Origin of the sequence: Bacillus sp. ISL-57, assembly GCF_018613135.1 — a bacterium.
Lineage (GTDB): Bacteria > Bacillota > Bacilli > Bacillales > DSM-1321 > Peribacillus > Peribacillus frigoritolerans.
The window spans coordinates 48,601-75,110 of the sequence record NZ_JAGGQV010000037.1; the positions used below are offsets into that span (position 1 = coordinate 48,601).

Genomic DNA, 26,510 nt, shown 5'->3' on the forward strand with positions numbered 1-26,510 from the left:
ACTCTGTTGACTGGAAAAGGATTCTTGCTAAAAACGAGTCCAAGGGAGACATACCGTACCGGACACTAAAGGTGCCGAGGAGGCTCACGGGCCTCCAGCTCAAAAGCGGGTGCCTGCAGTGGAATTCAACCTCAACTTCCAACTCTCAAAAAAACTGTAGACCAACTCGATGGAGTTTGCCTACAGTAAGAAATAAACAACCGAAACAAAAAAACTATGTATTCCATTTCATAATTGGGGGATTCTTGTTTTATATTTAGCGATGATCTTTTGATTGTGTTCATCTGCCCCTTCGATATTACTGCTTAGGAATACGGGAGGGGTTTCCCCTGATTCAATAATCGCTTGGATGACTTGCGTGAAAATCATATTGAGGAGAACGGCCCCGACCACGGTCGATCCGGAACCAAAAGGTATATTATTTGATTTCAGTAATGTATCACCTTTGGCAATATGATTGTCTATGACCAAATCAACGACATCGTGGAGATAATGCTTCTGTTTATGCCGTGAAGAACAACTTTTTGCATACTCCGGTGATGTTAGTCCAATGACGAATGCCCCTTTTTCTTTTGCGATGGTGGCGACATCTATCGGAACGGGATTTACGCCGGATGACGAAATGACAATACAGACATCACCAGGACGGATATCTTCATCATGCATGAATTTCTCTGATAGGTCATTTTGGCGTTCAAGTTGGGATGACCTTGAAGCTCCTTTAAAAAGCATTAGATCTTCAACGAAAATTGGACGAATTGCGGCTAACCCACCTGCCCGGTAGAATACCTCTTCGGTCAAAATGTGGGAGTGTCCGCTTCCGAATAAATGGATGATCCCATCCGACATGACTGCTTTTGAGATATGTTCCACAGATTCCTTAATTGATTGCTTTTCCTGTTCTCCCACAATTGTGAGTAAAGCCTGCACTTCTTCAAAGTATGAGTTCATAAATGTGACACCCTCCGATTACCTTGGTGATTAAAGTCTAAATATTCATTTTTATCTGCTTATATTGATACTGAACTTGTACCTGTCCGCCCGATAAGCCGATTTAACATATTCAAGGGGAGTTCCGTCTATTAGGAACGTATGCCTTTGAATGAATAATATGGGTGAGTGCTTTGGAATCGCTAAATGGGTGACTTCCAATTCAGAAGCAATCGATGATTCCAACGTTTGTGTAGCATAGTCTATTTTTAGTTTAACGTAGTTCTCCACATATTGGTAAAGGGAAAGATTAATGATTTCTTCCGTTAATCCTTTAATTAAATTGGCAGACATGTACACGGTTTCGAGCGCCATTGGAACATCATCAGCCAACCGAATGCGTTTTATTTCATAAACGGGAGCATAAAGGGAAATGTGCAATTCACTTGCAATCTTCTTATCAGCCGGAATGATTTCAAAGCTCAGCAACTTGCTGCTTGGATTTAATCCCCTGGCCTTCATGTCCTCGGTAAAACTGGTCAGCCCATTGAGCTGCTGCTCCAATTTCTTATCGGCGACAAATGTTCCCCTTCCTTTCTGGCGGTATAAGTATCCGTCATTCACCAAATTATTTATGGCTTGGCGGACGGTCATCCGGCTAATTTCGAATTGCTCGGCATATTCACGTTCAGATGGAAGGGCATCGTGCGCTTGGAACTCACCGTTTTCTATTTGTCTCTTTATTTGTTCTTCAATTTGAAAATAAATCGGAAGAGGTGAGTTTTTATCAATCATCGACTTTCGCTCCTTTAGGGTATTATCACTCCGGATAACGCTTTTTGGTCTGCGATAATTGTAACATTATTATGTTTTTTTAGGATAGATGCAGGAAATTCCTCGGAAATGTCACCGTGTATCAATTTCTTCAGTGTTTCGGCTTTTTCTTCACCAGAAATCAGCAGCAGAATTTCTTTGCTTTTCATGATTGTTGAAATGCCCATCGTAACGGCATGTGTCGGAACTTCGTCTATGGAGTCGAAATAACGTGCATTCGCTTGGCGCGTTGACTCTTCAAGTGTCACGACATGTGTACCGGATGTGAAGGAAGTTCCAGGTTCATTAAAACCAATATGGCCATTTTGCCCAATGCCAAGTATCTGAAGATCGATCCCTCCCACGGAATCAATCATTTCATCATACCGTTGACATTCTCCGTTCGTGTCATCGGCTGTGCCATTTGGCAGGTGAGTGCGCTCTTTATTTATATTGATGTGAGTGAATAAGGAGTCATTCATATAATAATGGTAACTGTTTGGATCATTTGGTTTTAAGCCGATATATTCGTCAAGATTAAAAGACGTTACATGTTCATATGAAGTATGATTGCGCACGTGATCTTCAATCAAATTATCGTACATTCCTTTAGGGGTACCGCCTGTTGCAAGGCCCAATTTGATATTTGGATTTCCTTTGACTTTTCCGATCACTATTTCTGCGGCTTTCCGGCTCATTTCCGTGTAGTCCTGCACTTGTATGATATTCATTATACATTCTCCTTTTTAAAAGCTAAATTCCCTCTGCAGAACGTCATTTCAACGTCCAAGCGGTCATTCAATATTACAAGATCTGCGTCCTTGCCGACCTGGATGCTTCCTTTTCTGTCAAAAATCCGAAGTTGTTTGGCAGGGTTTTCCGCTGTCATTTTAATAATGTCAGTCATGGAACAATCGGTATATTCCATTGTGTTCTTGATGGCATCGTTCATTTTCAATATACTGCCGGCTAGTGTACCGTCTGAAAGCGTTGCTTTCGTTTCGTCAACATTAACAGGCTGACCGCCTAAATCATAGGTTCCCTTTTCAAGCCATTTGGCACGAAGCGAGTCCGTTATCAGTATCATTCGTTCGCTGGTAATTTGGTTATATGCCAGCTTGATCATTTCCGGCCTGCAGTGTATACCATCGGCAATAAGTTCAACATATAGCTCGTCTCGAAGATAAGCAGCTCCCAAAACACCAGGTTCGCGGTGATGGAGTCCACGCATCCCATTATAAAGATGTGTAACGTGGGTAGTCCCTGCCTGGATTGCTTCATCTATTTGGTCATATGTTGCATCTGAATGGCCGATGGAGGCGACGACGCCAGTTCCCCTTAAGTGGGCGGCAAGATCTAATCCGTTCGGTTGTTCAGGAGCAAGCGTTACAAGCTTGATTTGATTTTCGGCCATTTCCTGCCATCTTTTAAATAGAGTGACATCAGGATCAACGATATAATCCTCAGGCTGTGCTCCTTTACGGGCCGGTGAAATGAAAGGACCTTCTAAATGAATTCCAACTATTTCAGCGTTTTCTTGAGTTTGATTTTCGATATATTTACCAGCGTTAAGAAGTGCTGATTCAATGGCTTGGGTGGATTGGGTCATTGTAGTGGCCAGAAAGCTGGTGGTTCCTTCTTTAGGAAGGGTCTTTGCCATTGTGGATAATGCGTCATGTGTGGCATCCATTGCATCGGAATTGGATGCTCCGTGAATATGAATGTCGATGGCACCGGGAATTACCTGATAATCCGGTGAAAGGGTAATCACCTTGGCATCATCGTCCTGTTTGTATTGGCTGACTGGACCAACTTCGGCAATTTTTCCATCCACGACTTTAATGTACCCATTTTTGTATGTTTCCTTTTCGCTGTGAACCATCAGATTATTAATAATGAATGTTTTCATACATAATCTCCTTTATGAAAGTAAAACTTAATGAATGAGTCATGAAATGGTCTCATATATTTTGCCCTCATTTTATCGTTTTTATTAATAGTTGTCTAGACCAGTTAAGGAGTATCAGGAACAAAAATGATGTTTTTACTTTGTTTTCGAAGAATATAGTATATTTACAAGTAAATTGGTATAGACATCTATATATTTTCTGTGCTAGTATAATCCCAAAGAAAAGTTATCATATTGATAAAATGAAAACGCTTAATACATCTTGTTGTTGATCAAAGAAGTTAGGTACAAGGGAGATGAGTTCGATGTTAAATTTTTTGCAAAAGATCGGGAAAGCTTTAATGTTACCGATTGCCGTTTTACCAGCAGCCGCGTTATTGCTTCGTTTAGGGCAACCGGATTTACTTGATATAGCCTTTATTGCCGCAGCTGGAAAGGCGATATTCGATAACCTTGCGATATTGTTCGCCTTGGGAATAGCGATAGGATTATCCAAAGACGGAAGTGGAGCTGCGGCATTATCAGGTCTTGTTGGATACTTTGTATTAACGAATGGTACACAAGCGATTGATAAAGAGATCAACATGGCTGTTTTAGGCGGTATTATATCGGGTATAGTTGCCGCTCTTCTATATAATAGATACTCCGACATAAGACTCCCTGAATGGCTTGGATTCTTTTCAGGGAAACGATTCGTCCCGATCATCACTTCGCTTGCGATGATCATACTTGCGGGGATATTCGGTTTTGTGTGGCCTCCGATTCAAGATGTAATAAATAGTGTCGGTGACTGGATTACAGGTGCAGGGGCATTGGGTGCCGGCGTATTCGGCGTATTGAATCGCCTATTGCTTCCAGTAGGACTGCATCATGTCTTGAATAGTATGGTTTGGTTCGTCTTTGGTGAGTACAATGGAGCGACGGGTGATATAAATCGTTTCTTCGCAGGGGACCCGACTGCTGGGCCCTTCATGACCGGCTTTTTCCCGATCATGATGTTCGGTCTTCCAGCTGCAGCATTAGCTATGATTGCAGCTGCTAAGAAAGAGAAACGTAAATTGGTGACAGGGATGCTTGTTGGGTTGGCTTTCACTTCTTTCCTTACAGGAATCACTGAACCGATTGAATTTCTGTTCATGTTCATCGCACCGGTGTTATATGTAATACATGCCCTTTTAACCGGGGTCTCTCTGGCACTTGCTGTTATATTGGATATCCATCATGGGTTTGGATTCTCCGCAGGAGCCATTGATTATTTCTTGAACTTTGGTATTGCGCAAAAACCGCTATGGTTAATTCCGATTGGATTGGTATACGCGGCAGTTTACTTCGTGATCTTCTATTTTGTCATCAAGATCATGGATTTAAAAACACCTGGCCGTGAAGACGATGAGGAAGAAGTGGAAGAAGAAACAATTGTGAAAACAGGGGATAAATATACCGATATGGGATCGCTTTTCATTCAAGATCTTGGCGGTAAAGAGAATATAAAGCTAATTGATAACTGTGCAACACGCTTGCGTTTACAAGTGGCCGATTCAGGAAATGTGAATGAAGCAGCCTTAAAACGGCATGGTGCGCGCGGTGTCATGAAGTTGAATAAATCGAGTGTGCAGGTCATTGTTGGAACGAATGTTGAATTCGTTGCTAATGCAATGAAACAGCTTGTCAAAGATGGCGTCGACCCTAGTAAAGTGAAAACAAGTCCATCTGCACAAGTGGCAGAGGATGTTGTAGAGGAAAACCAAGCTTTGGGTGCAAATGACTTTGTTCTTCCAATTGAAGGAACCGTTTTACCGATAGAACAAGTTCCCGATCAAGTGTTTGCCATGAAAATGATGGGGGATGGCTTTGCTATCGAGCCGGTCAACGGAAAACTAGTATCTCCAATCGATGGTGAAGTGCTAAGTATCTTCCCGACAAATCATGCACTGGGCTTGAAAATGGATAATGGTCTGGAAATTCTGATCCATGTTGGTTTGGATACAGTTAAATTAAATGGAGAAGGGTTCACAGCTCTTGTTCAAGAAGGCCAAAGAATAACAAAAGGAACACCTCTTTTGGAAATTGATTTAGATTTCATTAAACGGAATGCACCATCAACGGTCACTCCTATTATATTCACAAACTTACCTGAAGGAACGGCAGTGAAGTTGCAAAAGTCAGGGATCCAGAAACAAAATACACCAGATATCATCCAGTTGGAAAAACTATAAATTTGTAAAAAGGGGTGTCGACTCGTCGACATTCCTTTAGACTGTAGACAAACTCAAAGAAAAGTGAGTTTGCCTGCAGTTTTTTTATGGCGCGGACGGTCGGGGAGCCTCCTCGGCTTTCGCCTGCGGGGTCTTGAGTTGGAGGGGGTGGTTTGGGTCATACTCACTGATCATCTCTCCTTCTATTGGCGATGCTCTTCGTGTTCCCGTTAATGTATCATTCCCTTCATGCTTCAGCTGTAGAAAGCGGGCTGACCACTTTCTGTTTGGGACGTACTGTTGTGGCCGTACAGTTTTCCACTTTCACCAATATCAACTCTGCTTCGATGGGAATGGCAGCCACATTGTTCAATGTACAAAACCGGATTGGCTCTGCAATTGGTGTAGCCATCCTAGCCAGCATTCTGGGGAAGTGGGCACTAGCTCGATAGGAACGAATGGGGAACACCATGTTAATTCAATATCCTATCAATTTGCTCTCCTAGGTTCTGTGGCTTGCTCGTCATAGCCCTATTATTTGCAATGCGTTTGAAAAAGTATGATTTTAAGGCCAAGATACCGAAACAACATATGGCTAAATCCCTGGATGTAAAACAGGTCAGAAGCGGATAAGTAACTCATTCAGTCAGGTTTCTGGTAGAGGAAGGCCACTGTGATTTTGCCAGTGACATCCCTTTCATTTTGCTAGCAGTATAGTGACTGCCTACATAAAATGTTAATTAAGGCTGGCTTTGCGGCTCACTACCACATATGAAAAAAAGAGCCTGTTCGATTGGAAACAGGCTCTACATAGTATATTAGGTCTTAAGGCTCGGCGGAAAAGAGTATCATGCATTCGAGCAAATGCTGGTTATTTCCGCTGCATCAACGATACGCTGAACTTCAGATCCCTCAAGTGTCTCTTTTTTCAACAACTCTTCAACGAGCTCTTCATACTGAAGGCGATTCGAGTCAATCAACATTTCTGTTTCAGATATCGCTTTCGTAAATAGTTCCTGCATCTTTTGCTCCTTCTCGCCTTTATTGAAGGTGAGGGTGAATCCATCTTGAAGCATTCCGGTATCGACCATTTGTTCAAGTAGATGTTTCGCCTGCTGCACGTCTCCGCCTACACCGATGCTATGTTCTCCTAAATACATTCTTTCCGCCACGCCGCCTGCCAAGATCATTTTGACTTGATCAAGCAATTCACTGGCTGTTGCCAGATGGAGTTCTTTTGGGATCGGCGCTACATATCCAAGGGCTTCCCCGCGCGGAATGATGGTCGCCTTTCTAACGGAGCCAGGCTTTGTCAAAGCAGCAATCAGGGCATGTCCACTTTCATGAATGGCCACACGCCGCTTCGTTTCCGCATCATTCAAGGTACGTGATGTCGCTCCAAGTATCGTACGGTCAATCGCGTAATCAAGATCCTGTTTATGAATCATATCCTGTTCATTCCTCAGGGCATGACGTGAGGCAGTATCGAAAAGGGAGCTTAAGTCAGCGCCGGAGAAACCGGATGTACTTTCAGCCAACTCATCCAGTGAAGCCAGGACATCTGTCGCTAGACGCTTTCCCTTCGTATGGATATCGATGATTTCCTTTCTTCCTTGTGTATCCGGAAGTGGGACTTGGAAAGAGAAATCGATCCTGCCCGGACGTAGAAATGCCTCATCGAGCATATCTTTCCGGTTGGTCGCTGCAATGAATAAAATGCCTTCATTTGGATGGCCCCCATCCAATTGGACAAGCAGTTCGGTTAACGTTTTTTCGCCTTCTTCCCCGCCATGGGGTTTCCTTTTACCAGCCAATGCGTCCACTTCATCGATGAAAATGACAGCTGGCGATTGCTTACGTGCATTTTGGAAAAGGCTGCGGACTCGGGCTGCACCGACTCCAACAAACATTTCGTTGAAAGCTGAACCGCTCGTTGAGAAGAAGTTTGCACCAAGCTCTTTTGCAATTGCCTGTGCAAGCAGCGTTTTCCCCGTTCCAGGAGGGCCGTATAATAAAATGCCTTGAGGCGGCTTAATTCCAATTTTAGCTGAACGTTCAGGTTCCTTTAGTGTAGTAAGTGTCTGAAGGATTTCCTGTTTGATTTCGGATTGTAAACCGCCTACATCATCCAAAGTTATCTCTGGCAGGGGTTTTGGGGTGGAAAGGCTTTGTTTTTTGCTGCCGATCCGCAATCCGCCCTTTGATTTTTTCTGTATAATGACACCGGTTGTGACGAGGGCCGCCATTAACCCGCCTAAAATCCATAATGCTGATTTATTAGTTGATGAAAAAGAATATTGAACGTTATAAGTTTCGACTAGTTTGTTGATCATTTGACTGTTGGGAGGAATACTGGAAACGTATTCTCCATCTGGTGTGGAGATGTGAAGAGTGCCATTTCTTTTTTCTTCAATGGTGACAGTAGCTCCATTTTGGGCTTTAATCGTTTTTTCCACCGATGAAAAAGGAATGACCATATCCTTTGACTGAGTAACAGCATACCAACTGATTCCAGCAATTATCACAATGAGAGCCGTAAGGAACGGCAGCAATTTCGAAACTAATTTAGAGTTCGAGTTCAATTTTTCATCTCCTTTAAGTATATATATTCAGTATAAAATTTTTAAACATGTAATCTATAGGTCTTTATGCCTTAAATTAAAGGTAAATAATGTTAAAGTCAAGAAATAATAATTATTATGAAGGTTTAAAGGGTCCGGAATTTAGGAATATTTAATCTAACCGGCATATTAGACTTTTTAAATGCAAAATGCTAAAGTGAAATGGTCTAAGTCATGAAAAAATAAAATGGTAGAAGAGTGTGAAGTTCTATGAGTAAATTTATAAAAGACTATATGATTACGATGAAGGATATCGTTAGAGAAGGTGATCCCATTCTGCGTCAGGTAACGGATGAAGTTAGCCTGCCGATTTCGGATGAAGATCGTGAAACGTTGGAATGCATGATGCAATACTTGAAAAACAGCCAGGACCCAAAACTCCAAAAGAAGTACAACTTACGTGAAGGAGTTGGGTTGTCTGCCAATCAGATAGGCTTGAATAAACGCATGTTCGTCATGTACTTTCCCGACGAAAAGGGGAAGCTGTTTGAATATGCCCTTGTGAATCCGAAAATCATCAGCCATTCTGCCACAATGATCTATTTACCGCAAAGTGAAGGCTGCCTTTCCGTCGACCGTGACATTAAGGGATATGTACCTCGTTATGAACGGGTTAAAATCAAAGCTTTGGACGGTAATGGTGAGGAAATAGAGATGCGGCTGAAGGGCTTTGCTGCAATCGTGTTTCAACATGAGCTAGATCATTTGAACGGGATGATGTTTTATGATCGGATCAATACCGAAAACCCATTCAAGCTTCCGGAAAACGTGGAAGTGAAAAGCCTGTAAAACCCAAAAAGGCAAAGCGCCATGCTTTGCCTTTTTACTGTTTTATGGCTTTAGGAAACATATCTTCTTCCATATGCTTCCGCAAATCACTGAAAATGGCCAGGCTCATTTGCTGGTATCCTTTTGAAGTGAGGTGGATGCCATCATCGCTAATCAAGGTACCCAAGTCTCCGGAGGATTTAATATGGGAACGGACGTCGATCAAAGGCACCTTTAATTCCTCTGCAAGGCTTTTCAATTGGCGATTATACATCCCATGCCAATGTTCAATACCGCCGACATGGGAAACGAAATGCCCGATTGAATGACCGAACTTATCGGCGATGGATCTGTAATACCTGGCAGGATCCAGTGGCGGAAGAGTTAAAAGGAAAGGGGTTATATGCTTGTCCTGAACCTGCTTGACAAGTTGTGTGACATTTTCCAGGTAGCGCTCGATTGGAACGATGGGCTCATGTTCACCTTCTGGATTCTTGACTACTTCGTCCCAATGGAAGTTACAGTCGTTTCCACCGACCTCTATTAATACGATATCGGGATTTTCCGACATGACGTCTTTCTCGATCCGGCTGACCAACAGGTCGGAGTTATCATTGAAAACCCCTTTATTCAACACTTCGACGAATGGCAAAGATTCTGTTAGCTTAGCTAAAGAGTTTGGATAATTTTCTTTAATGATGCGAAGGCGCCCCCTAACATAAGAAATGCCTCTGGTTAAACTGTCTCCAAAACATACGATCTTCAAACTTCTCACCTCGGTATGTGAATGTATTACTTATATTTTAGTAGTGGAATGATATTTTCGGCAATCTTCACCTCCTTTATTGAAGGGAGATGAAAATACAAAAAAGCGCTGGAAGTGCAGCGCTTTTTGTTTATTGTAAGGATTCCTTTTTTGAAGGTGTTTCCACCCTTGTTTTTCCCATGAAGAACACAGTGATGGCTGCAAGACCGATCGGAATGAGAGCCAAGGTGAAGATGAATGAAATCGAATCGGACATCGCATGAACGATTTTATCCAGGATAAAATCCGGAATCTCCGCACGTGCTTCCGATTGGAAGAGCTGGCGTGGGTCCTCCATCAATCCGGCTGTATCCGGGCTTCCTTGCATTCCTTTAAACGCATCCGTCATTTTACTTGTGAATACATTGTTCTGAATCGCTCCATATATCGTTACACCGAGTGTCATCCCAAAAGAACGGAGGAAGGAGTTCGTTGAGTTGGCCGAACCCCGGAATCTAGGTTCCAAGTTGTGGATGGATGCTATAGGCAAAAGGGAGAAGGAAAAGCCCATGCCAAATCCAGTCAAAATCATGTACAAAGTTAATAAAGTCCTGCTGGTATCAGGGGTGATGGTCCCTAATAAAAGCATTCCTGCAAAATAACAGATGACGGAAACCGTCATTAAGTTACGAAAGCTTGTCTTTGTATTGAATATCCCGCCAATTGCACTGCCGAATACAGAACCAAGCATCATGGGAGTTAGGATCAGTCCGGCATTTGTTGCGGAACCACCGTAAACTGCCTGTACGAAAATCGGGATATAAACGGTTAAAATAATGAATGTACCGCCATAAAGAATGGCTAAAATTTGAGAAGTGGCAAATAATCGCCTTTTAAACAGCCATAATGAAATGATTGGATCTTTTGCCCTTTTTTCGAAAAAGAAAAATGAAACGAAGAAAACCACAAAACTGGCAAACAGGCCTATGATGGGCGAGGAACTCCAACCATACTCCCCGCCTAGTTCAAGAGCGAACATTAAGCTGATAACGGCTATGACGAGAGTTGCTGCGCCACCCCAATCAATTTTTTGCTCCTGGGTGTTGGGTGACTCCTTGTAATAATTCCAGATGAAAAATAAAGAAATGATCCCAATCGGAACATTGACGTAGAAAATCCAGTGCCAGCTGGAGTATTCAGTAATGTAAGCACCTAAAAGTGGTCCCAATACGCTTGATGCCCCAAATACAGCACCGAAAAGGCCAGTTAATTTTCCCCGTTTTTCAGGTGGGAAAATATCAAAAATAATCGTAAAGGCTATAGGCATCAAGGCGCCTCCGCCGATCCCTTGGATTGCACGGAAGATACTTAACTGCACTATGCTCTGAGCCATGCCGCATAATGCGGAACCAATCAAAAAGACTATAAGTCCGAAAATAAAAAACCTCTTTCTTCCATACATGTCCGAAAGCTTACCGAAAATCGGCATACTTGCCATCGTGGCGACCATATAGGCAGAAGTCACCCATACAAACTTATCAAATCCGCCTAAATCAGAAACGATCGTTCCCATTGCAGTCGCAACAATCGTATTATCCATTGCTGACATCAGGATACCCAGCAGTAAACCGGCAACAATGAATTTTTGTTTTTTTTGAACGTTCATTTATTTTCCTCCTTCATCTCAACCAGCTCATGAATTTTCCTTTACATGGTTGAAGGGTAAACGTTAAGATGAAACAAAACATTTATCTTGATATTCAAGATAAATTCAAGTGTAAAAGGGGTGGCATTTTATGTCAAGCGATAATAGGTTGAATTCAGCTCTGTTAGAGAGTTTAACACGCAGATTGCAGCGGTATGGAATGAGATCCGTTTTATTTCAACAAAATATGGCCCAGAAAATAGGGGTGTCCCATACGGACTTAAAGAGTGCTGAAATATTGAATGAAACAGGACCGATTACCGCTGGTGAATTATCCAAAATTACAGGATTGAGCACGGGTTCGGTTACGGCACTGATCAATCGCCTTGAGAAATCGGGTTATGTTAAAAGGGAACGAGATCAATTGGACGGAAGACGGGTAATGATTGCGCCGATACCCGAAAGGCAGGAACAGATAAAATCGCACTATCAATCGCTCTCCATGGCCACAAAAGAATTATGCTCAGCTTATAATGAGCAAGAGCTAATATTGATCAATCAATTTGTTGAGGAAATCACAAAAATCATGGATAAAGAAAATGACAAGTTAATGAGTGAGCGTGAAAGGTAGCTGATATGGAGGCTGCCTTTTTTATTTTTAGCCAGCTGGGAGCTACTTATCCTGCGTAGGAAGAGAATGAACAATGTCTGTTTCCATTAAAATATATATTGATAATGAATTTCATTATCTGCTAATATGAATCTACAAATCATTTCAAAGGGAGAATACAATATGAAGAAAGCAAAGGCGTCATTAGCAGTCTTACTATCAACCAGTCTATTATTTGGCTGTGCGCAGGAAAAGAAAGGAACTGAACAGGCAGATGATAATGCCAAAGAAGTGAGTGCGAGTAAGCTAGATGGTGTATCTAGCGAGTACCGGGAATATGCCATTGGTGAAATAGAAGAGTTCGTAAACGCAACGGAAGAATTCACCACGGCGGTATCTGCCGGTGATATTGAAAAGGCGAAGGAATTATACGCACCAGCACGGATGCATTATGAAAGAGCGGAACCCATCGCTGAAGTTTTTGGCGATCTTGATCCCAAAATAGATGCGCGTAAAGGGGATGTCAAAGATGAAGATTGGGGCGGTTACCATAGGATTGAAATGGGGTTATGGCAAGAAAATACAACGAAAGGATACGAAAAGTTTGCTGATCAATTAATGAGTGATGTCAATTTGCTTCGTGCCAAAGTTGAAACGGTTGAGGTAACACCCGATTTGTTGATCACGGGTGCGGTGGATTTATTGAATGAAGTTTCAACAAGTAAAGTGACGGGAGAAGAGGACCGATACTCCCATACCGATTTATATGATTTCATGGCTAATGTTGAAGGTGCGGAGAAGATCTATGAACTGCTTACTCCAGCTCTAAAAGAAAAGGATGCGAAGCTAGCTGAGGAAATCCAACAACGTTTTGACGATGTATACGGTTTGCTTGAAAAGCATAAAGAAGGGGATGGATACATCTCATATACGGATTTAAAGGAATCTGAAGTCAAAGAGTTAAGTCAAGCAATTGATGCATTGGCTGAACCACTTTCGCAAATAGGGATTGTAACGGAGGAATCTTAATTGAAAGAACAAACGCCGAAAGACGAAACCGGACTTTTTACAAAAAAGGTGAGTCGTCGTAACATGCTGAAAACGGCAGGAGTGGGTGGAATCGGAGTCGTGATAGGGGCATCCGGATTTGGCGGGCTGCTGACACTTTCTGAACAAAAGGCGAAGGGACAAACTAAGGATATTGTACCTTTTTATGGAGCGCATCAAGCTGGTATCACCACTGAAGCGCAAGATAACCTTTACTTCGCGTCATTGGAGGTAACCACGGATAAAAGATCAGACTTAATCCAATTATTCAAGGATTGGACAGAGGCTGCGGCTCAGATGACAGCGGGGAATTTGATTGGTGATACATCACTTAATACGAATATGCCCCCAAAGGATACGGGGGAAGCGAAAGAATTATCACCTTCCAATTTAACAATCACTTTTGGAGTGGGTCCGACCCTGTTTTCGAAGGATGGCAAAGATCGATTTGGTTTGAAATCAAAAAGGCCTGCTGAATTAAAGGACCTGCCCCAATTCCCTTTAGATGCGTTAGATGAAGAATGGTGCGGTGGTGATATTTGTATTCAAGCATGTGCAGATGATCTTCAAGTGGCTTTCCATGCCGTCCGGAACTTAGTGAGGATCGGCAGAGGGAAAGCGATCATTCATTGGGCACAAACAGGTTTTCAACGGACTAAGCAAGCCGATTCACAAAAAACGACACCGCGGAACCTTTTCGGGTTTAAGGATGGGACCGTCAATCCGGATACGAATGATAATAATGAAATGAATGAGCATGTTTGGGTGAAGGGCGAGGACGGTCCCGACTGGCTTGTTGGAGGCAGTTATATGGTGGTGCGGCGAATCCAGATGTACATTGAAGTTTGGGACCGGACTATTTTGAAAGAACAAGAAAATACATTTGGCCGTCATCGCGACAGTGGAGCTCCACTAGGAATGAAAAATGAGTTCGATACCGTGGATCTCGAAGCTAAAGACCCAAATGGAAATCGGATCATTCCAGAAGATTCACATGTAAGTCTCTCCAGAGGGGACGGAAAAGCAAAGATATTGCGGCGTCCATATTCATATGCAGATGGAATGGATCCCAAAACAGGGAGCTTCAATGCAGGCTTGCTATTCATTTGTTTTCAGCGAAACCCAAGTAAACAATTCATACCGATACAAGAGCGACTGGCAAAAAATGATAAGCTCAACGAATATATCGTTCACAGGGGCAGTGCCATGTTCGCTTGTTTACCAGGTGTGAATAAGGGTGGCTATATCGGGGATTCCCTTTTTGGATAAATATCATTTCAAATGAGGATGTGAAAATCGCCAGCATGGATATTATCCAGTTGGCGATTTTAGTTCATGAATAAGGAGGGACCACTATGACCGTTTCTAGATGGAAGAGTGGAATATTTGTTTTAGTCGTCAGTCTTTTATTTCTTTCGACTGATATTAAGATGGTTTCGGCGGGTGAAAACCACGATCAGCTCTTTGTTTATATTGGCGATAGTTTAATGAAGGTGAAATCAGGCGACCTTGAGGAAGTATCGAAAAATATCGAGCTATTCGAGCAAGATTGGAAAACGATAAAAACGGACAGCGAAAGTGCGAGGAAAGTCGACGAGAAGCTATCCGCAGTAAAACGTGCTGTTAGCGACCAAACCTCCACAGATGAAATCAAAAAGCGATTATCGGCATTATCAAGTACGCTTGTTATTTATGATACAAACGAAAACCCTGTTGACAAGACTGACTATAAAGAACGGTTACAAGCGATACTTCCATTAATAGATAAGTTGGAGGCATTGATAACTGAAGGTGACTTTGATCAAGCTAAAGTTCAATATACCAATCTCCTGAATCAATGGACCGATGCAGAGGTCATTGTCAGGGAGAAAAGTGTTGCTGCATATGGTGAGTTTGAAACGAAAATGGCCTTTGTGCGGATAGCGATTACCCAAGACCCTCCTGATCCGGAAAAAGCCCAAAAAAGTCTAACTGAATTGAAGGGTTTAATCGAGGATTTCCTTGCTGGTAAAGTTGAAGTAGGAAGCCAGAAGAACACCTATTCACTTGGGGATGTAACACAACTTTTACAAGGAAGTGCAACGGATATTGAAAAGGATGAAATCGATTCTGCCGTTGATAAGCTAAATGAAATCTTAACAATTTGGCCTAATGTCGAAGGGGAGGTTTCCACAAGGGACAGCAAACTTTACAGCGATATGGAAACGAAGGTCCCGACGGCAATCAGCCTATTGCAATCGAAAAAGGTAAAGGCGGATGAAGCAAAGGGAATCGTAACCGATTTAAACACAAGGTTACTCCCTTTAATTGAGGATACAGGTTATACAACATGGGATGCAGCTCTGATCCTTTTACGGGAAGGATTGGAAGCCCTCTTGATTGTAGCTACATTGCTGTCTTTCCTAAAGAAAATCGGGCAAGCGGACAAACAAAAATGGATTTGGACAGGAGTTGGTGCGGGGTTAGTTGCCAGTTCCATATTGGCGGTCATAATCAATATCGTTTTCTCTCAGATCACGGCTGCTTCAAGCCGTGAATATATTGAGGGAATCACTGGGATAATAGCCGTATTGATGATGTTGACAATTGGTCTTTGGCTTCATAGTAAATCGAACGTCCATGCATGGAACCGATATATCAGCAAGCAAATGAACCAAGCCATTGCGACGGGGAGCATCATCTCTTTCGCTTTAATCAGTTTTCTATCCATCTTCCGTGAAGGTGCCGAGACGATTATCTTTTATGCTGGAATGGCTCCTTATATGGAATTAAAGCAGCTGCTGAGCGGGATTTTCCTTGCCTTCCTCATTTTAGTGGTAATTGGTTTCATCATGCTGCGGTACAGTGTGAAATTACCGATGACCCTATTCTTTAAAGTGGCAACGATACTCATATATGCCTTGGCTTTCAAGATTCTTGGAGTCTCCATCCACTCACTTCAGGTTTCTCAAGTGATACAGACAAATACGATCAGCTCCTTCCCATTTGCAGAAACGATAGGTCTTTATCCAACAATGGAAACGCTGGTGCCGCAAGCTGTATTATTATTGCTGATTGCATTGGCCGCCATTTGGGTCAAAAAGAGTAATTCCTTACGTGCAACCGAATAATAAAATGGGACTGACAAATGTCAGTCCCATTTATGTGTGCTATTTGCGTAGTGATCGGCGATAGGAATATTGCTTCCATTGATAAAGGATGAGGCAGCCGATGCAGAATCCAAGAATGGCTATGAGTGAAGCCATTCCGACCATCAAGGTAAATATATAACCGGTAACATTCCAACCGAGCAAAAAAGAAGTGAATCCAAGTCCTAAGCAAACGACTGCTATTGCCTGGTTGAATTGTTGCTGTGAATGATCTTCAGGAATATAATCGGACGGTTTCTTTTTAAGAAAGAGCTTTGCCAGACGCATCACTGGATTGAAATTAAAGAGAAGACCCAAAAGCCCCGCTGTTAAAGGAATGGCTAATATCCATATTTGTCCCGTCAATAAGGCGGTGGCTGCGCTTAACAAAATGACCCATTGATTCGTACGTACTAAGGGACGGGGAATGGAACGAATTTCACTCGACATACAATACCAACCTTCCTTATGTGTTTTATTATATTTTATCCTTAATTTAATCATATGTGAAGAGAATGGTTAATAAAACAAAAGGTATCCTTGTTTATAATTATTTTAATTTAGTATTGATTATTATTATAAAAGCAGTATAATATATTTATCATGAAACAAAAGTTAGGAGGACAGTATAAATGGTAGCAAAAGTTTGTGAAACATGTGGAACACCAATAAAAAAGCTAAAGCATTCTTCCCTATGCCAGTGCGGTCCTAAGATACTGAGCAATCAATTCTCAGTTAAAACAAAAAAATAAACTCCACTGGAATAGATAAAAAGGGTTCCATCTTAATTTTTAAACAAAGTTGATTGGAGCGGTTGTTCGAGGCTCCCGGACCGCCCGCGGAAAACGAGTGCCTTACGTTCCAATCAACGTTCATATTTTATACACTCTCAAAAAATGAACCGATTATTCAATTAATCGGTTTTTATTTTTCCAATAAGGGGTAAAGAGCATAATAAATATTTTTCATTTCAATTAAAATAATGTACGATTATAGAATAGAATAAAACGTCATGAAGATTTGTCTAAACCATAACGTGACGGTTAGGAGGGGCTATGTTGGGAACGAGACTTTAAAAATTGGCGAGTTGGCGGAAATGGCGAATGTTACGAAACGAACCGTAGATTATTATACGAATCTTGGCTTGCTTAAAGCAGAACGTTCCGCCTCTAATTACCGTTATTATTCAGTAGGTGAACTTGAAAGGCTCCGCCGTATCGAAGGATACAAAAGAGAAAACCTTTCATTGGAAGATATTAAAGAAATACTTAAAAAGGATAAGGAAGCCGCATCAGCAATTGAGGCAAAAGGTCTTCAGCTCAAGAATAAAATGGATGACCTGAACGAAGAACTTCAGGAATTCATCAGCTTGATTGAAAAGGACGGAAAAAGTGAGCTTCTTCTAAAAAAACAGATATCCCGTGAAAGCATGGCCTTGATCCAATCATTACTAGTGTTGCTCGTATGATTAAAATTTATTTCTATAGTTTTATGCACAAAGGTGCATATTAACGATATAGGCTAAATGGTTTTGGTTCATGTTATAAGGGGAAAATCGCTTATTAAACGAAAATAACCATTTATACAGGAGGTGCTTGGGATTAAGCTGTATATGTCTAATCCGAAGATCAGTAGGATTGGAACTATATGGCGAACCCGCACATATTGGAGATTTTTATAAAATTATTGGCAGTAGCTGCATTAATAGCATTAACCGCATTTTTCGTTGCATCGGAATTTGCAATCGTGAAAGTCAGAAGCTCCCGGATCAATCAATTAATTGAAGAAGGGCATAGAAATGCCCTCGCAGCCAAGAAAGTGACATCGCATATCGATGAGTACTTATCTGCCTGTCAATTGGGGATTACAGTAACCGCCTTAGGTCTAGGGGTGTTGGGTGAACCGACGGTCGAGGCGATCTTAAAACCATTGTTCACTAAATGGGGATTAGAGGAATCTGTAAGTCACATCATCTCGTTCCTGATTGCGTTCGGTTCCGTGACATTCCTTCACGTTGTAGTCGGCGAACTCGCCCCGAAAACGGTTGCGATTCAAAAGGCAGAAGAGGTGACCTTGCTATTTGCAAAGCCGTTAATTCTCTTTTACCGCATTTTGTACCCATTCATTTGGTTACTGAATGGTTCTGCACGTCTCCTGACGGGCATGTTCGGATTAAAGCCTGCGTCCGAGTCCGAAATGGCCCATTCCGAAGAAGAGCTGCGCATCATTTTATCGGAAAGCTATAAAAGCGGTGAGATCAACCAATCGGAATACAAATATGTCAATCAGATATTTGAATTTGATGAACGTATTGCCAATGAAATCATGGTTCCGCGTACGGAAATGACCGTTATCGAAAAAGGCATGCCATTATTGGAAGTTGTTGAACTGATTCAAGAAGAACAATACACAAGGTATCCGGTCATAGACGGTGATAAAGACAATGTCGTGGGAATGGTCAATATCAAACGCCTTTATACAGCGACGATTACAGAAGATAATGTAACGGCTTTGACGGTGGATTCCTTTGTAACACCAATCATCCGTGTTCTTGAAACGATCGCCATTCATGATCTGCTGCTGAAAATGCAGAAGGAAAGGATCCATATGGCAGTTTTGACCGATGAATATGGCGGAACAGCTGGTCTTGTAACGGTTGAAGACATCCTTGAAGAAATCGTCGGGGAAATCCGTGATGAATTTGATCAGGATGAACGTCCGCTCATTCAAAAAATTGATGAAGGGCATTATGTATTCGATGCTAAAACATTGGTTGAAGATGTCAATGATACCCTTGCGATCGATTTGCCGGAGGAAGATATCGATACATTGGGAGGATGGTTCCTGACAGGCAGATTTGAAATCGCTGTTGGGGATAGAATTGAATACGCCGGATATGAATTTACTGTAAAGGAAATGGACGGCCACCATATTTTATATGTTGAAGTGAAGAAGATTAAATAAACGGGATCACACCAAAAGCCGAAAGTGAAAACTTTCGGCTTTTATTATGTATGAAACATTCATTTGGGTGTTTATGACAATGGTAAGGCAGACTGTTACTGAATTGGAAAAGGAATTCATGTAAAATGATAGTGTGGGTAACCATTTTAGCTTGGAAAATGTTAAAATTGATTTTGAACAATGAAACTATCTATATATCATTTCAAAGAATATAAAGTGAGTTCTGGTATTTTGCAATGCCATCATTTCGGGCTGGTATAAATAAGTATTGAAGGTGGGCGGGAAAATGGGTTTTAAGAAAAAGCAAATGTTGGGATTTGGTTTGATCTTGCTTTTCTTGGCTATTTTACTTTCATTCATGATGATTACGCTAAACAATTTAAAGAGCAGCATGACTGAAATAGTTGAAAATCGCTATGAAAAGGTTCAAGCTTCGATGGAAATCCGTCAGCTTTTTTCTAGGTCGGACCGTGAGATTTTGTTTGCAGCTAATGATGCAAATAAAGAAGAAAGAGCAGAGAGCCTCGAAATCATCAATGAAAATCATAATCTGATTGAATCAAAAATTGCCGGGTTATCAGGTTCGTTAAATAAGGCGAAAGCGAAGCAGCTATTGAAAGAGTTCGAGACCCAATATGCTTCTTACTCCATAACGGAGGCTGAGATCATTCAAAAGATAAAATCGGGAAACTCTTCTGATAATCTTTCAAGCCTGATGGATGACCAAAGGGAAAAACGAACGAAAGTCATCAGTACGATGGATGAATTTAAGGATTACCAAGAAGGTGTCATGAAAGATACCTTAAGTAATTCGAAACAAACCTATGAAGATATGATCGGTTTTGTAATTTTTGCGGTTATTCTCAGCATTTTGGTCATTTCCGTAACGGTTGTTTGGATGATTCGGAGCACTTCGAAAGATCTGCAATCGATTACGAAGGTCATCAAAAATATCGATTTTAACAATTTGTCGGTCATACCAAGAATTCCGGTTCGGACCACTGATGAAATTGGGGATATAGCGAAGTCGTTCAATGATATGGCGGAATCGCTTGAAATCTATAACCAAAGAGAAAAAGATTTCACTGAAAAGATCAGTGAACAGAACTGGATTCAGACCCGTGTGGCAGATATAGCTACCATGTATCAGCGCATTGTTGATGTGGAAGTCCTTGCTGACCGGTTCATTACAAGACTTGCACCGATGATGGGTGCTTCAATTGGAGCTTTTTACGTCAAACGGGGTAAGGGTGTGGATATGCGGTTTGTGAAGCTTGCCAGCTTTGCTGGAGATGGCGAAGATTCGGGCAGGCGTGAATTCCGTCTTGGCGAAGGTTTGATCGGTCAATGCGCCCTTGAAAAGAAATCCAAAGTCATCGAAGATATCCCTGAAGATTTCCAATTGGTTACGACAGGATTGGGGGAAGTCAACCCGAAAAGCATTGTCATTGCGCCAGTCATTTTTGAGGATGAAGTGGTGGCGATGGTTGAACTGGCGAGTTTGGAGGCCTTTACGAAGCTGCAAAAAACGTTCCTGAACCATGTTCTTGATACTCTGGGCATCACGATCAATAATGTAGAGGGCCGGATGGAAATAGAGCGTTTATTGAAAGAATCACAGGCACAGACTGAAGAGTTACAGGCTCAATCGGAAGAATTGCAATCACAGTCAGAGGAAATGCAAGCCCAATCGGAGGAACTGCAAACACAGGCTGAAGAGTTGCGAATGATCAATGAACAATTGGAAGAGAGAAATCGTGAAACGGAAGAAAAGTCGAAAGAACTTCAAGTCGCTAAATTGAATCTTGAAAAACAAGCGGAAGAATTGAAGTTAAGTTCAAAATATAAATCGGAGTTCATGGCAAATATGTCCCATGAATTGCGGACACCTCTCAATAGTATCCTGATTTTATCAGAAATGCTTTCAGATCCTAATGATAGTAAATTGAATGAAGAGCAACAGGAATTCGCTCGTGTCATCAATTCATCAGGCCAAGACTTATTAACGTTGATCAATGACATTTTGGATTTATCAAAAGTTGAAGTCGGAAAGCTTGAAGTGGTCTTTGATGAAATGAATTTGAGTGAGCTTCCTGAGTTATTGCACCGTAACTTCGATCATGTAGCGAAGAAAAAGAACATTGACTTCATAATCGAAAAAAGTAAAAACGTTCCGGATATTTTCTTTACGGATGAACAGCGCTTCCAGCAAATTTTGAAAAACCTGCTATCCAATGCATTTAAATTCACGGAAAAAGGTTCTGTGTCTGTCCAAATCAAAAAAGCTGATGAAGAAAATGTAGCACAATGGATACAGACAAAAGGAGCAAGCAATTGGGTTGAAATTAAGGTGACGGATACTGGCATCGGAATATCAAAAGAGAAGCAAAAACTTATCTTTGAAGCATTCCAGCAAGGTGATGGAGCTACAATGAGAAAATATGGCGGTACAGGGCTTGGGCTATCGATTTGTCGGGAGTTTGCCAAACTTCTGGGAGGCTGGGTCATTGTAGATAGTGAAGAAGGGCAAGGCAGTACCTTTACTTTCTTTATTCCAAGCATGCCAGAGGGTTTCAAAAATGTCGACGAAGCAATAGCTGCTTCTCCGGAAGTGGCAGCAGCTAACCACGATGATTCTGCAGCGCCTTTTGGCGATCGGGGAGAACCGGATGCAGGTATGTTGGAAGAAGAAGATCGGGATAAGGCAAAACCATTCTGCAATAAAACGGTACTGGTCGTCGATGATGATCACCGTAATATATTTGCCCTGAAAAATGCGCTGAAGCATGAGGGGATGGAAATCCTTACAGCTGAAAACGGCTTTGAATGTTTGGATCTACTTGAAAAAGGAAACAATATAGATGTAATATTGATGGATATCATGATGCCTGGTATGGACGGTTACGAAACGATGACCAGAATCCGCGAGCAAAGTAAATTCGAGGATCTTCCAATCATCGCGTTAACTGCGAAAGCGATGAAAGGCGATAGGGAAAAATGCCTGAAGGCCGGCGCTTCCGATTATGTCAGCAAACCATTAAAATTGGATCAGCTGCTATCCGTCCTAAGAGTATGGCTGACTAATTGATTGATAGTATGGGTGAGGAAGGATTTTCATGAAGGATACTTTAACGATTGAAGAAAGAGAAGATTTAGAAATCGAATTATTGTTAGAGGCCATTTATTCCGTTTCTGGCTTTGACTTTCGCAAATATATGCGCTCTTCAATTAAAAGAAGAGTTGAAAATAGAATGAGACTGGACCATATACGCAGGATTAGCGGAATGATAGAAATGGTTTTATATGAAAAAGGGTATGTCGAGAAGCTTTTGAAAGATTTTTCAATAAATGTCACTGAAATGTTTCGCGATCCGGAGTTCTTTAAAGCCTTTCGTTTAAATCTTGTACCGCTCCTGAAAAAACTTCCGGAAATCAGAATTTGGCATGCGGGTTGTTCAACCGGTGAAGAAGCCTTTTCCATGGCGATCATCCTCAAGGAAGAAGGACTTTATGATAAGGCAAGGATATATGCCACTGATATGAATGATGAAGTCCTCCGTCATGCGGAAAAAGGGATATTACCTTTAAATAGAATGCAGTCTTATACGAAAAACTATCTGCAAGCTGGAGGTAACCAGGAATTTTCGGAGTATTATACAACCGATTATCAAAATGCTTATCTTGATTCGGATCTCCTAAAAAACATTGTGTTTTTCCAGCATAATTTAGTTACAGATGGTTCGTTCAATGAGTTCCATATCATCATGTGCCGGAATGTGATGATTTATTTTACCGGTGAATTGCAGACCTATGTTAATCAGTTGTTTTATGACAGCCTTTGTAAAGACGGCTTCCTTGCGGTTGGCAGCAAGGAAACACTTCGTACATCATCCTTTTCGGAGGATTATGAGGACTTTGATTCAAAGGAACGGATTTATCGGAAACTGTAAAAAGAAAGAGTTCGCATTTATGCGGACTCTTTCTTTTTGATTAGAGAATTTTTCACTTTTTTTGCATTACTATGTTTAAGGCATCGGAGATAGGGGTATATATAATGAGTTGGTCTCCATACAGAATCTCTACTGCAGTTTATTATTATTAAAAGAGACTGAACTTCGTTATAATATAATGGAAAAATCCCTGTTAAGGGAGCTCTATAAAAGTACTGTTTCATATAAAAAAGATAAATGTTGCCGCTCGATATAAGCCAAAAGGGGAATGAAAGAATGACGATTTTAATCGTAGATGATAACCAGGTTAACCTTTTCGTTATAGAGAAAATTCTAAAACGAGCTGGCTATACGGATTTTCTATCATTAACTTCAGCTGTTGAGATGTTTGAATATTTACAGGTGGATAGTCCGCAACCTAAAGAGACTTCAGTTGATATCATTCTGCTCGATATCATGATGCCGGAGATCGATGGGATAGAGGCGTGCAGGAGACTTCAAAGCATTCCTCACCTTAGAGATATACCCGTAATTTTTGTGACCGCCCTTGAAGATTCAAACAAGGTTGCCGAGGCACTTGATGTTGGCGGAATTGATTATATAATGAAGCCTATCAATAAAATAGATTTACTTGCGAGGATTCGCGTGGGGTTAAGACTTAAATATGAAAAAGATTGGCATAAAATGCAGGATGAAAAAATCCGCAATGAATTGGACCTTTCCATGCAGGTTCAAAGTAGCTTATTAAGTGAACCCATTATAAATGACCACCTAACTATAAGGGCATCATACTTACCTGCGAATAAATTGGCAGGGGATATGTACTATTGGCACCGCATCGATGAAAGTCGGTATGGTATCATCCTGCTGGATATGATGGGGCATGGCATATCCGCATCACTTGTGTGCATGTTCATTTCCTCCGTATTGAGGGATGCCATCAGGATACATACGGATCCGGTGGCAGTAATAAACGAAATGAATCGCTGGATGAGTACCCTTAATAAAGAAGATAATCCAGTGCATTATTATTTTACCGCGATTTATATGGTCATTGATACAGAGCAAAAGGCTGTGGAATATGTGAATGCCGGACATCCTCCGGGCTTTGCTTTAATGGACGATGGAAAAGTGGCCTCACTTTCAAAAGGGACATGCCCTGTTGGTTTCTTCACCGAAATGAAAATAGAGAAGTCAGTCATTCATTATGAAGAGAAGATTCAGCTTATGCTATTTACGGATGGAGTCATGGAAGCGATAGATCGAGAAGGGACGGAAGGGCTCGACCAAATAAAAGAAGCGGTCTTGACGAGATGGTTCGATTGTAAAGAATCTCCCCCTATCGACTTTTTGATGTCCCCGGAAATGCAGCAAGATCAACCTGATGATATGTGTGTTGTTGTTATTCAAGCTAATTGAACAAGGAAGAGGCGGCAGATTATCTGCCGCCTCTTCTCTATAATAGAGGGTATATGAAATGAGAATGTGTTAAGAGAGTGAATCATATATTCGGCTATTTGTAATTAACGGTCATTTTTTAATTTACCAATGCCATCTTGGAGATTGCCTTTTAATTTATCGACTTTACCTTCTGCCTGTAAGTGAGGATCATTTTTCGCGTTTCCGACTTGGTCTTTCGTTTCACCTTTAACCTTATTTACAGCGCCTTTTACTTTGTCTGATAAACCGCTCATTATGTTACCTCCTTTTTCTTTATATACTGAATATACCCATGAAGAGTAGGGATAAACCTGTTTTTTATGGAGGAAGTTTAAGAAGCGATTATAGCCCTTTTATTTAACCTTTGGATGAACTGATATGACCGTTCAATGATATGATCCTTGTCATGATCCAATGAGGCCACATGATATGAATTTTCAAGGCGCACCATCTCTTTATCACCGGACATGACAGTATCGTAAATCTGATAGGAACACGAGTCCGGTACAACGTGGTCTTCTGGTGAATGGAAGATAAGAATCGGGCACGAAACGTCTATTAGTTTTTGACTGGTATGTTCCATTATATCAAGCAATTGATTAATCGCTTTGGACGGAACTTGCTCATATGTGATTTCTTTAGGTGTATCGTCTTTGATGTCAGGCTTGCCTTCGGGAATGAAGCGTGGAACCGATTGGTTACGATATCTTTCATATTCAGGAACTTTGAGAGCGGCGTTGATGGTGAGAATTCCATCACAAGCCAATTTTGTCGCTAAATCAAGAACTAGGGCGCCTCCCATTGATTGTCCGATGGCGAAAACATGGGTGCAGGTTCGCTTTAATTTTGCATAAGCCATTTCAACATCTTGTATCCATTCCAGATAATGAATTGATTCCATTTCATATTCATCTGTTCCGTGGCCTGCCAGTCGAGGAGCGAAGACAGTAAAGCCTTTGGCGGCAAATTTTTCACCTAAATACCTTACGCTTTGTGGCGTTCCGTTAAAACCATGGCAAATAAGGATGCCGATAGAATTGCCGGGTAAGAAAAAAGATTCCGCACCTGGTATTACCATTGCTGCTGTCATATTCCCATCTCCTTTGATTTAGCTAAGTTTTGTTAATAGAAGGTTTTAATATAATTAACTATTCCGATTATTTTACTTGGTTATATAATAGCATAATGAAAATTATGAAGTCAACTTGGTTATGTTCCAAAACTTCACTATTATTAAGAAGCATCAAAAGGATATAAAGATACTTATCAGGTCACTTTCGTCTTTCTGATTATATAAGAGCTGTCTTGGAATTTTTGATAAACTGAAGATGTTAATCACCGGTAATATATAAATATAAGAAATGGAGAAAAAGCATTGACTTTAAAGTGAAATGGGATTAATATAAATAAGCACCAACTAAGACATGCAAAAAACTTCATCGCTTTTGGCAGGTTGCTGAAAGAAATAATAACTATTGACTTCTTACTATGAAAATGATAAGATGAAATGGTCGCTGAAAAACACAGCGATTTAAAATAAGTTAAAAACTTCGTAGAAGTTGACAACTAATCAATAAGGTGTTATGATGAATAAACAGCCGTTCGAAAGAACGATTGTGGAAATTGCTCTTTGAAAACTGAACAAAACAAAGCGCCAACGTTAAATTTTAAGTGAGCACACACTATCAAAAAAGCAAATGAGCAAGTCAAACATTTCTTCGGAGAGTTTGATCCTGGCTCAGGAC

At 41.2% G+C, this 26,510-nt stretch carries 22 protein-coding genes; 11 read left to right on the top strand and 11 right to left on the bottom strand.

Annotated elements, in window-relative coordinates; all coding sequences use genetic code 11:
- Nucleotides 1-228: 228 nt before the first annotated feature.
- The 4 genes from J7I90_RS26280 to nagA are packed head-to-tail and all read right to left on the bottom strand — an operon-like array spanning nt 229 to nt 3,652.
- Nucleotides 229-951: an SIS domain-containing protein gene (locus tag J7I90_RS26280; RefSeq protein ID WP_214774733.1), complete on the bottom strand. Its 723-nt coding sequence runs from the start codon at nt 949-951 to the stop codon at nt 229-231.
- A gap of 51 nt (nt 952-1,002) precedes the next feature.
- Nucleotides 1,003-1,725 carry a GntR family transcriptional regulator gene (locus tag J7I90_RS26285; protein WP_214774734.1) on the bottom strand — a complete coding sequence of 241 codons (723 nt, stop codon included), beginning with the start codon at nt 1,723-1,725 and terminating at the stop codon, nt 1,003-1,005.
- Nucleotides 1,726-1,739: 14 nt separating this feature from the next.
- Entirely contained in the window at nt 1,740-2,474 is a 735-nt protein-coding gene (gene nagB, locus J7I90_RS26290; protein WP_214774735.1) for a glucosamine-6-phosphate deaminase, read from the bottom strand.
- Complete coding sequence (nagA, locus tag J7I90_RS26295; RefSeq protein ID WP_214774736.1) at nt 2,474-3,652, bottom strand: N-acetylglucosamine-6-phosphate deacetylase; 1,179 nt, start codon at nt 3,650-3,652, stop codon at nt 2,474-2,476. The genes nagB and nagA overlap by 1 nt, the downstream gene beginning before the upstream one ends.
- Nucleotides 3,653-3,957: 305 nt before the next feature.
- On the opposite strand from nagA, the gene nagE reads away from it, so the two are divergent.
- Nucleotides 3,958-5,868, top strand: a complete 1,911-nt coding sequence (nagE, locus tag J7I90_RS26300; RefSeq protein ID WP_214774738.1) for an N-acetylglucosamine-specific PTS transporter subunit IIBC — start codon at nt 3,958-3,960, stop codon at nt 5,866-5,868.
- A gap of 226 nt (nt 5,869-6,094) precedes the next feature.
- Here the strand turns inward: nagE and J7I90_RS28215 are convergent, their stop codons facing one another.
- Entirely contained in the window at nt 6,095-6,259 is a 165-nt protein-coding gene (locus J7I90_RS28215; protein WP_214774740.1) for a hypothetical protein, read from the bottom strand.
- 436 nt (nt 6,260-6,695) lie between these two features.
- Nucleotides 6,696-8,429, bottom strand: a complete 1,734-nt coding sequence (locus tag J7I90_RS26310; RefSeq protein ID WP_214774742.1) for an AAA family ATPase — start codon at nt 8,427-8,429, stop codon at nt 6,696-6,698.
- 249 nt (nt 8,430-8,678) lie between these two features.
- On the opposite strand from J7I90_RS26310, the gene def reads away from it, so the two are divergent.
- Nucleotides 8,679-9,257, top strand: a complete 579-nt coding sequence (gene def, locus J7I90_RS26315; RefSeq protein WP_101225705.1) for a peptide deformylase — start codon at nt 8,679-8,681, stop codon at nt 9,255-9,257.
- 34 nt (nt 9,258-9,291) lie between these two features.
- Here def and J7I90_RS26320 read toward each other — a convergent pair whose 3' ends face one another.
- Both J7I90_RS26320 and J7I90_RS26325 read right to left on the bottom strand, forming a co-directional pair.
- Complete coding sequence (locus tag J7I90_RS26320) at nt 9,292-10,002, bottom strand: SGNH/GDSL hydrolase family protein (protein ID WP_214774744.1); 711 nt, start codon at nt 10,000-10,002, stop codon at nt 9,292-9,294.
- 130 nt (nt 10,003-10,132) lie between these two features.
- Nucleotides 10,133-11,647, bottom strand: coding sequence for an MDR family MFS transporter (locus J7I90_RS26325; RefSeq protein ID WP_214774746.1), 1,515 nt, complete (start codon nt 11,645-11,647; stop codon nt 10,133-10,135).
- Nucleotides 11,648-11,777: 130 nt separating this feature from the next.
- Between J7I90_RS26325 and J7I90_RS26330 the strand changes: the two genes are divergently transcribed.
- The 4 genes from J7I90_RS26330 to J7I90_RS26345 all read left to right on the top strand — a co-directional run bounded on the left by J7I90_RS26330 (nt 11,778) and on the right by J7I90_RS26345 (nt 16,393).
- Nucleotides 11,778-12,257, top strand: a complete 480-nt coding sequence (locus J7I90_RS26330) for a MarR family winged helix-turn-helix transcriptional regulator (protein ID WP_214774748.1) — start codon at nt 11,778-11,780, stop codon at nt 12,255-12,257.
- 162 nt (nt 12,258-12,419) lie between these two features.
- Complete coding sequence (gene efeO / locus J7I90_RS26335; protein ID WP_214774750.1) at nt 12,420-13,265, top strand: iron uptake system protein EfeO; 846 nt, start codon at nt 12,420-12,422, stop codon at nt 13,263-13,265.
- Nucleotides 13,266-14,552 (top strand): iron uptake transporter deferrochelatase/peroxidase subunit, encoded by a 1,287-nt coding sequence (gene efeB / locus J7I90_RS26340; RefSeq protein WP_214774752.1) that lies wholly within the window; start codon nt 13,266-13,268, stop codon nt 14,550-14,552. It abuts the gene before it with no gap.
- A gap of 86 nt (nt 14,553-14,638) precedes the next feature.
- Nucleotides 14,639-16,393, top strand: coding sequence for an FTR1 family protein (locus J7I90_RS26345; protein ID WP_214774754.1), 1,755 nt, complete (start codon nt 14,639-14,641; stop codon nt 16,391-16,393).
- 39 nt (nt 16,394-16,432) lie between these two features.
- Here J7I90_RS26345 and J7I90_RS26350 read toward each other — a convergent pair whose 3' ends face one another.
- A complete protein-coding gene (locus J7I90_RS26350; RefSeq protein WP_214774756.1) occupies nt 16,433-16,861 on the bottom strand; it encodes a DUF4395 domain-containing protein in 429 nt (142 codons plus the stop codon).
- 562 nt (nt 16,862-17,423) lie between these two features.
- On the opposite strand from J7I90_RS26350, the gene J7I90_RS26355 reads away from it, so the two are divergent.
- The 5 genes from J7I90_RS26355 (at nt 17,424) to J7I90_RS26375 (ending at nt 24,744) form a co-directional block, all read left to right on the top strand.
- Nucleotides 17,424-17,879, top strand: coding sequence for a MerR family transcriptional regulator (locus J7I90_RS26355; protein ID WP_251025482.1), 456 nt, complete (start codon nt 17,424-17,426; stop codon nt 17,877-17,879).
- Between the two features lie 179 nt (nt 17,880-18,058).
- On the top strand, nt 18,059-19,375 hold the full coding sequence (locus tag J7I90_RS26360; protein ID WP_396020118.1) for a hemolysin family protein: 1,317 nt from the start codon (nt 18,059-18,061) through the stop codon (nt 19,373-19,375).
- Nucleotides 19,376-19,661: 286 nt separating this feature from the next.
- Nucleotides 19,662-22,463 carry a response regulator gene (locus J7I90_RS26365; RefSeq protein WP_214774758.1) on the top strand — a complete coding sequence of 934 codons (2,802 nt, stop codon included), beginning with the start codon at nt 19,662-19,664 and terminating at the stop codon, nt 22,461-22,463.
- A 28-nt stretch (nt 22,464-22,491) separates the two neighbouring features.
- Nucleotides 22,492-23,325, top strand: a complete 834-nt coding sequence (locus J7I90_RS26370; protein ID WP_214774760.1) for a CheR family methyltransferase — start codon at nt 22,492-22,494, stop codon at nt 23,323-23,325.
- Between the two features lie 276 nt (nt 23,326-23,601).
- Nucleotides 23,602-24,744 (top strand): PP2C family protein-serine/threonine phosphatase, encoded by a 1,143-nt coding sequence (locus J7I90_RS26375; protein WP_214774762.1) that lies wholly within the window; start codon nt 23,602-23,604, stop codon nt 24,742-24,744.
- A 104-nt stretch (nt 24,745-24,848) separates the two neighbouring features.
- Here the strand turns inward: J7I90_RS26375 and J7I90_RS26380 are convergent, their stop codons facing one another.
- Both J7I90_RS26380 and J7I90_RS26385 read right to left on the bottom strand, forming a co-directional pair.
- Nucleotides 24,849-25,019 carry a CsbD family protein gene (locus J7I90_RS26380; protein WP_098866101.1) on the bottom strand — a complete coding sequence of 57 codons (171 nt, stop codon included), beginning with the start codon at nt 25,017-25,019 and terminating at the stop codon, nt 24,849-24,851.
- A 77-nt stretch (nt 25,020-25,096) separates the two neighbouring features.
- Nucleotides 25,097-25,855 (bottom strand): alpha/beta hydrolase, encoded by a 759-nt coding sequence (locus J7I90_RS26385; RefSeq protein WP_214774764.1) that lies wholly within the window; start codon nt 25,853-25,855, stop codon nt 25,097-25,099.
- Between the last annotated feature and the right edge of the window lie 655 nt (nt 25,856-26,510).

What these genes read in the sequence shown, in the direction of transcription:
- J7I90_RS26280 (WP_214774733.1), bottom strand. Translation starts at nt 951, where the DNA reads ATGAACTCATACTTTGAAGAAGTGCAGGCTTTACTCACAATTGTGGGA.
- J7I90_RS26285 (WP_214774734.1), bottom strand. Translation starts at nt 1,725, where the DNA reads ATGATTGATAAAAACTCACCTCTTCCGATTTATTTTCAAATTGAAGAA.
- nagB (WP_214774735.1), bottom strand. Translation starts at nt 2,474, where the DNA reads ATGAATATCATACAAGTGCAGGACTACACGGAAATGAGCCGGAAAGCC.
- nagA (WP_214774736.1), bottom strand. Translation starts at nt 3,652, where the DNA reads ATGAAAACATTCATTATTAATAATCTGATGGTTCACAGCGAAAAGGAA.
- nagE (WP_214774738.1), top strand. Translation starts at nt 3,958, where the DNA reads ATGTTAAATTTTTTGCAAAAGATCGGGAAAGCTTTAATGTTACCGATT.
- J7I90_RS28215 (WP_214774740.1), bottom strand. Translation starts at nt 6,259, where the DNA reads ATGGCTACACCAATTGCAGAGCCAATCCGGTTTTGTACATTGAACAAT.
- def (WP_101225705.1), top strand. Translation starts at nt 8,679, where the DNA reads ATGAGTAAATTTATAAAAGACTATATGATTACGATGAAGGATATCGTT.
- J7I90_RS26325 (WP_214774746.1), bottom strand. Translation starts at nt 11,647, where the DNA reads ATGAACGTTCAAAAAAAACAAAAATTCATTGTTGCCGGTTTACTGCTG.
- J7I90_RS26330 (WP_214774748.1), top strand. Translation starts at nt 11,778, where the DNA reads ATGTCAAGCGATAATAGGTTGAATTCAGCTCTGTTAGAGAGTTTAACA.
- efeO (WP_214774750.1), top strand. Translation starts at nt 12,420, where the DNA reads ATGAAGAAAGCAAAGGCGTCATTAGCAGTCTTACTATCAACCAGTCTA.
- J7I90_RS26345 (WP_214774754.1), top strand. Translation starts at nt 14,639, where the DNA reads ATGACCGTTTCTAGATGGAAGAGTGGAATATTTGTTTTAGTCGTCAGT.
- J7I90_RS26350 (WP_214774756.1), bottom strand. Translation starts at nt 16,861, where the DNA reads ATGTCGAGTGAAATTCGTTCCATTCCCCGTCCCTTAGTACGTACGAAT.
- J7I90_RS26355 (WP_251025482.1), top strand. Translation starts at nt 17,424, where the DNA reads ATGAAGATTTGTCTAAACCATAACGTGACGGTTAGGAGGGGCTATGTT.
- J7I90_RS26360 (WP_396020118.1), top strand. Translation starts at nt 18,059, where the DNA reads ATGGCGAACCCGCACATATTGGAGATTTTTATAAAATTATTGGCAGTA.
- J7I90_RS26365 (WP_214774758.1), top strand. Translation starts at nt 19,662, where the DNA reads ATGGGTTTTAAGAAAAAGCAAATGTTGGGATTTGGTTTGATCTTGCTT.
- J7I90_RS26370 (WP_214774760.1), top strand. Translation starts at nt 22,492, where the DNA reads ATGAAGGATACTTTAACGATTGAAGAAAGAGAAGATTTAGAAATCGAA.
- J7I90_RS26375 (WP_214774762.1), top strand. Translation starts at nt 23,602, where the DNA reads ATGACGATTTTAATCGTAGATGATAACCAGGTTAACCTTTTCGTTATA.
- J7I90_RS26380 (WP_098866101.1), bottom strand. Translation starts at nt 25,019, where the DNA reads ATGAGCGGTTTATCAGACAAAGTAAAAGGCGCTGTAAATAAGGTTAAA.
- J7I90_RS26385 (WP_214774764.1), bottom strand. Translation starts at nt 25,855, where the DNA reads ATGACAGCAGCAATGGTAATACCAGGTGCGGAATCTTTTTTCTTACCC.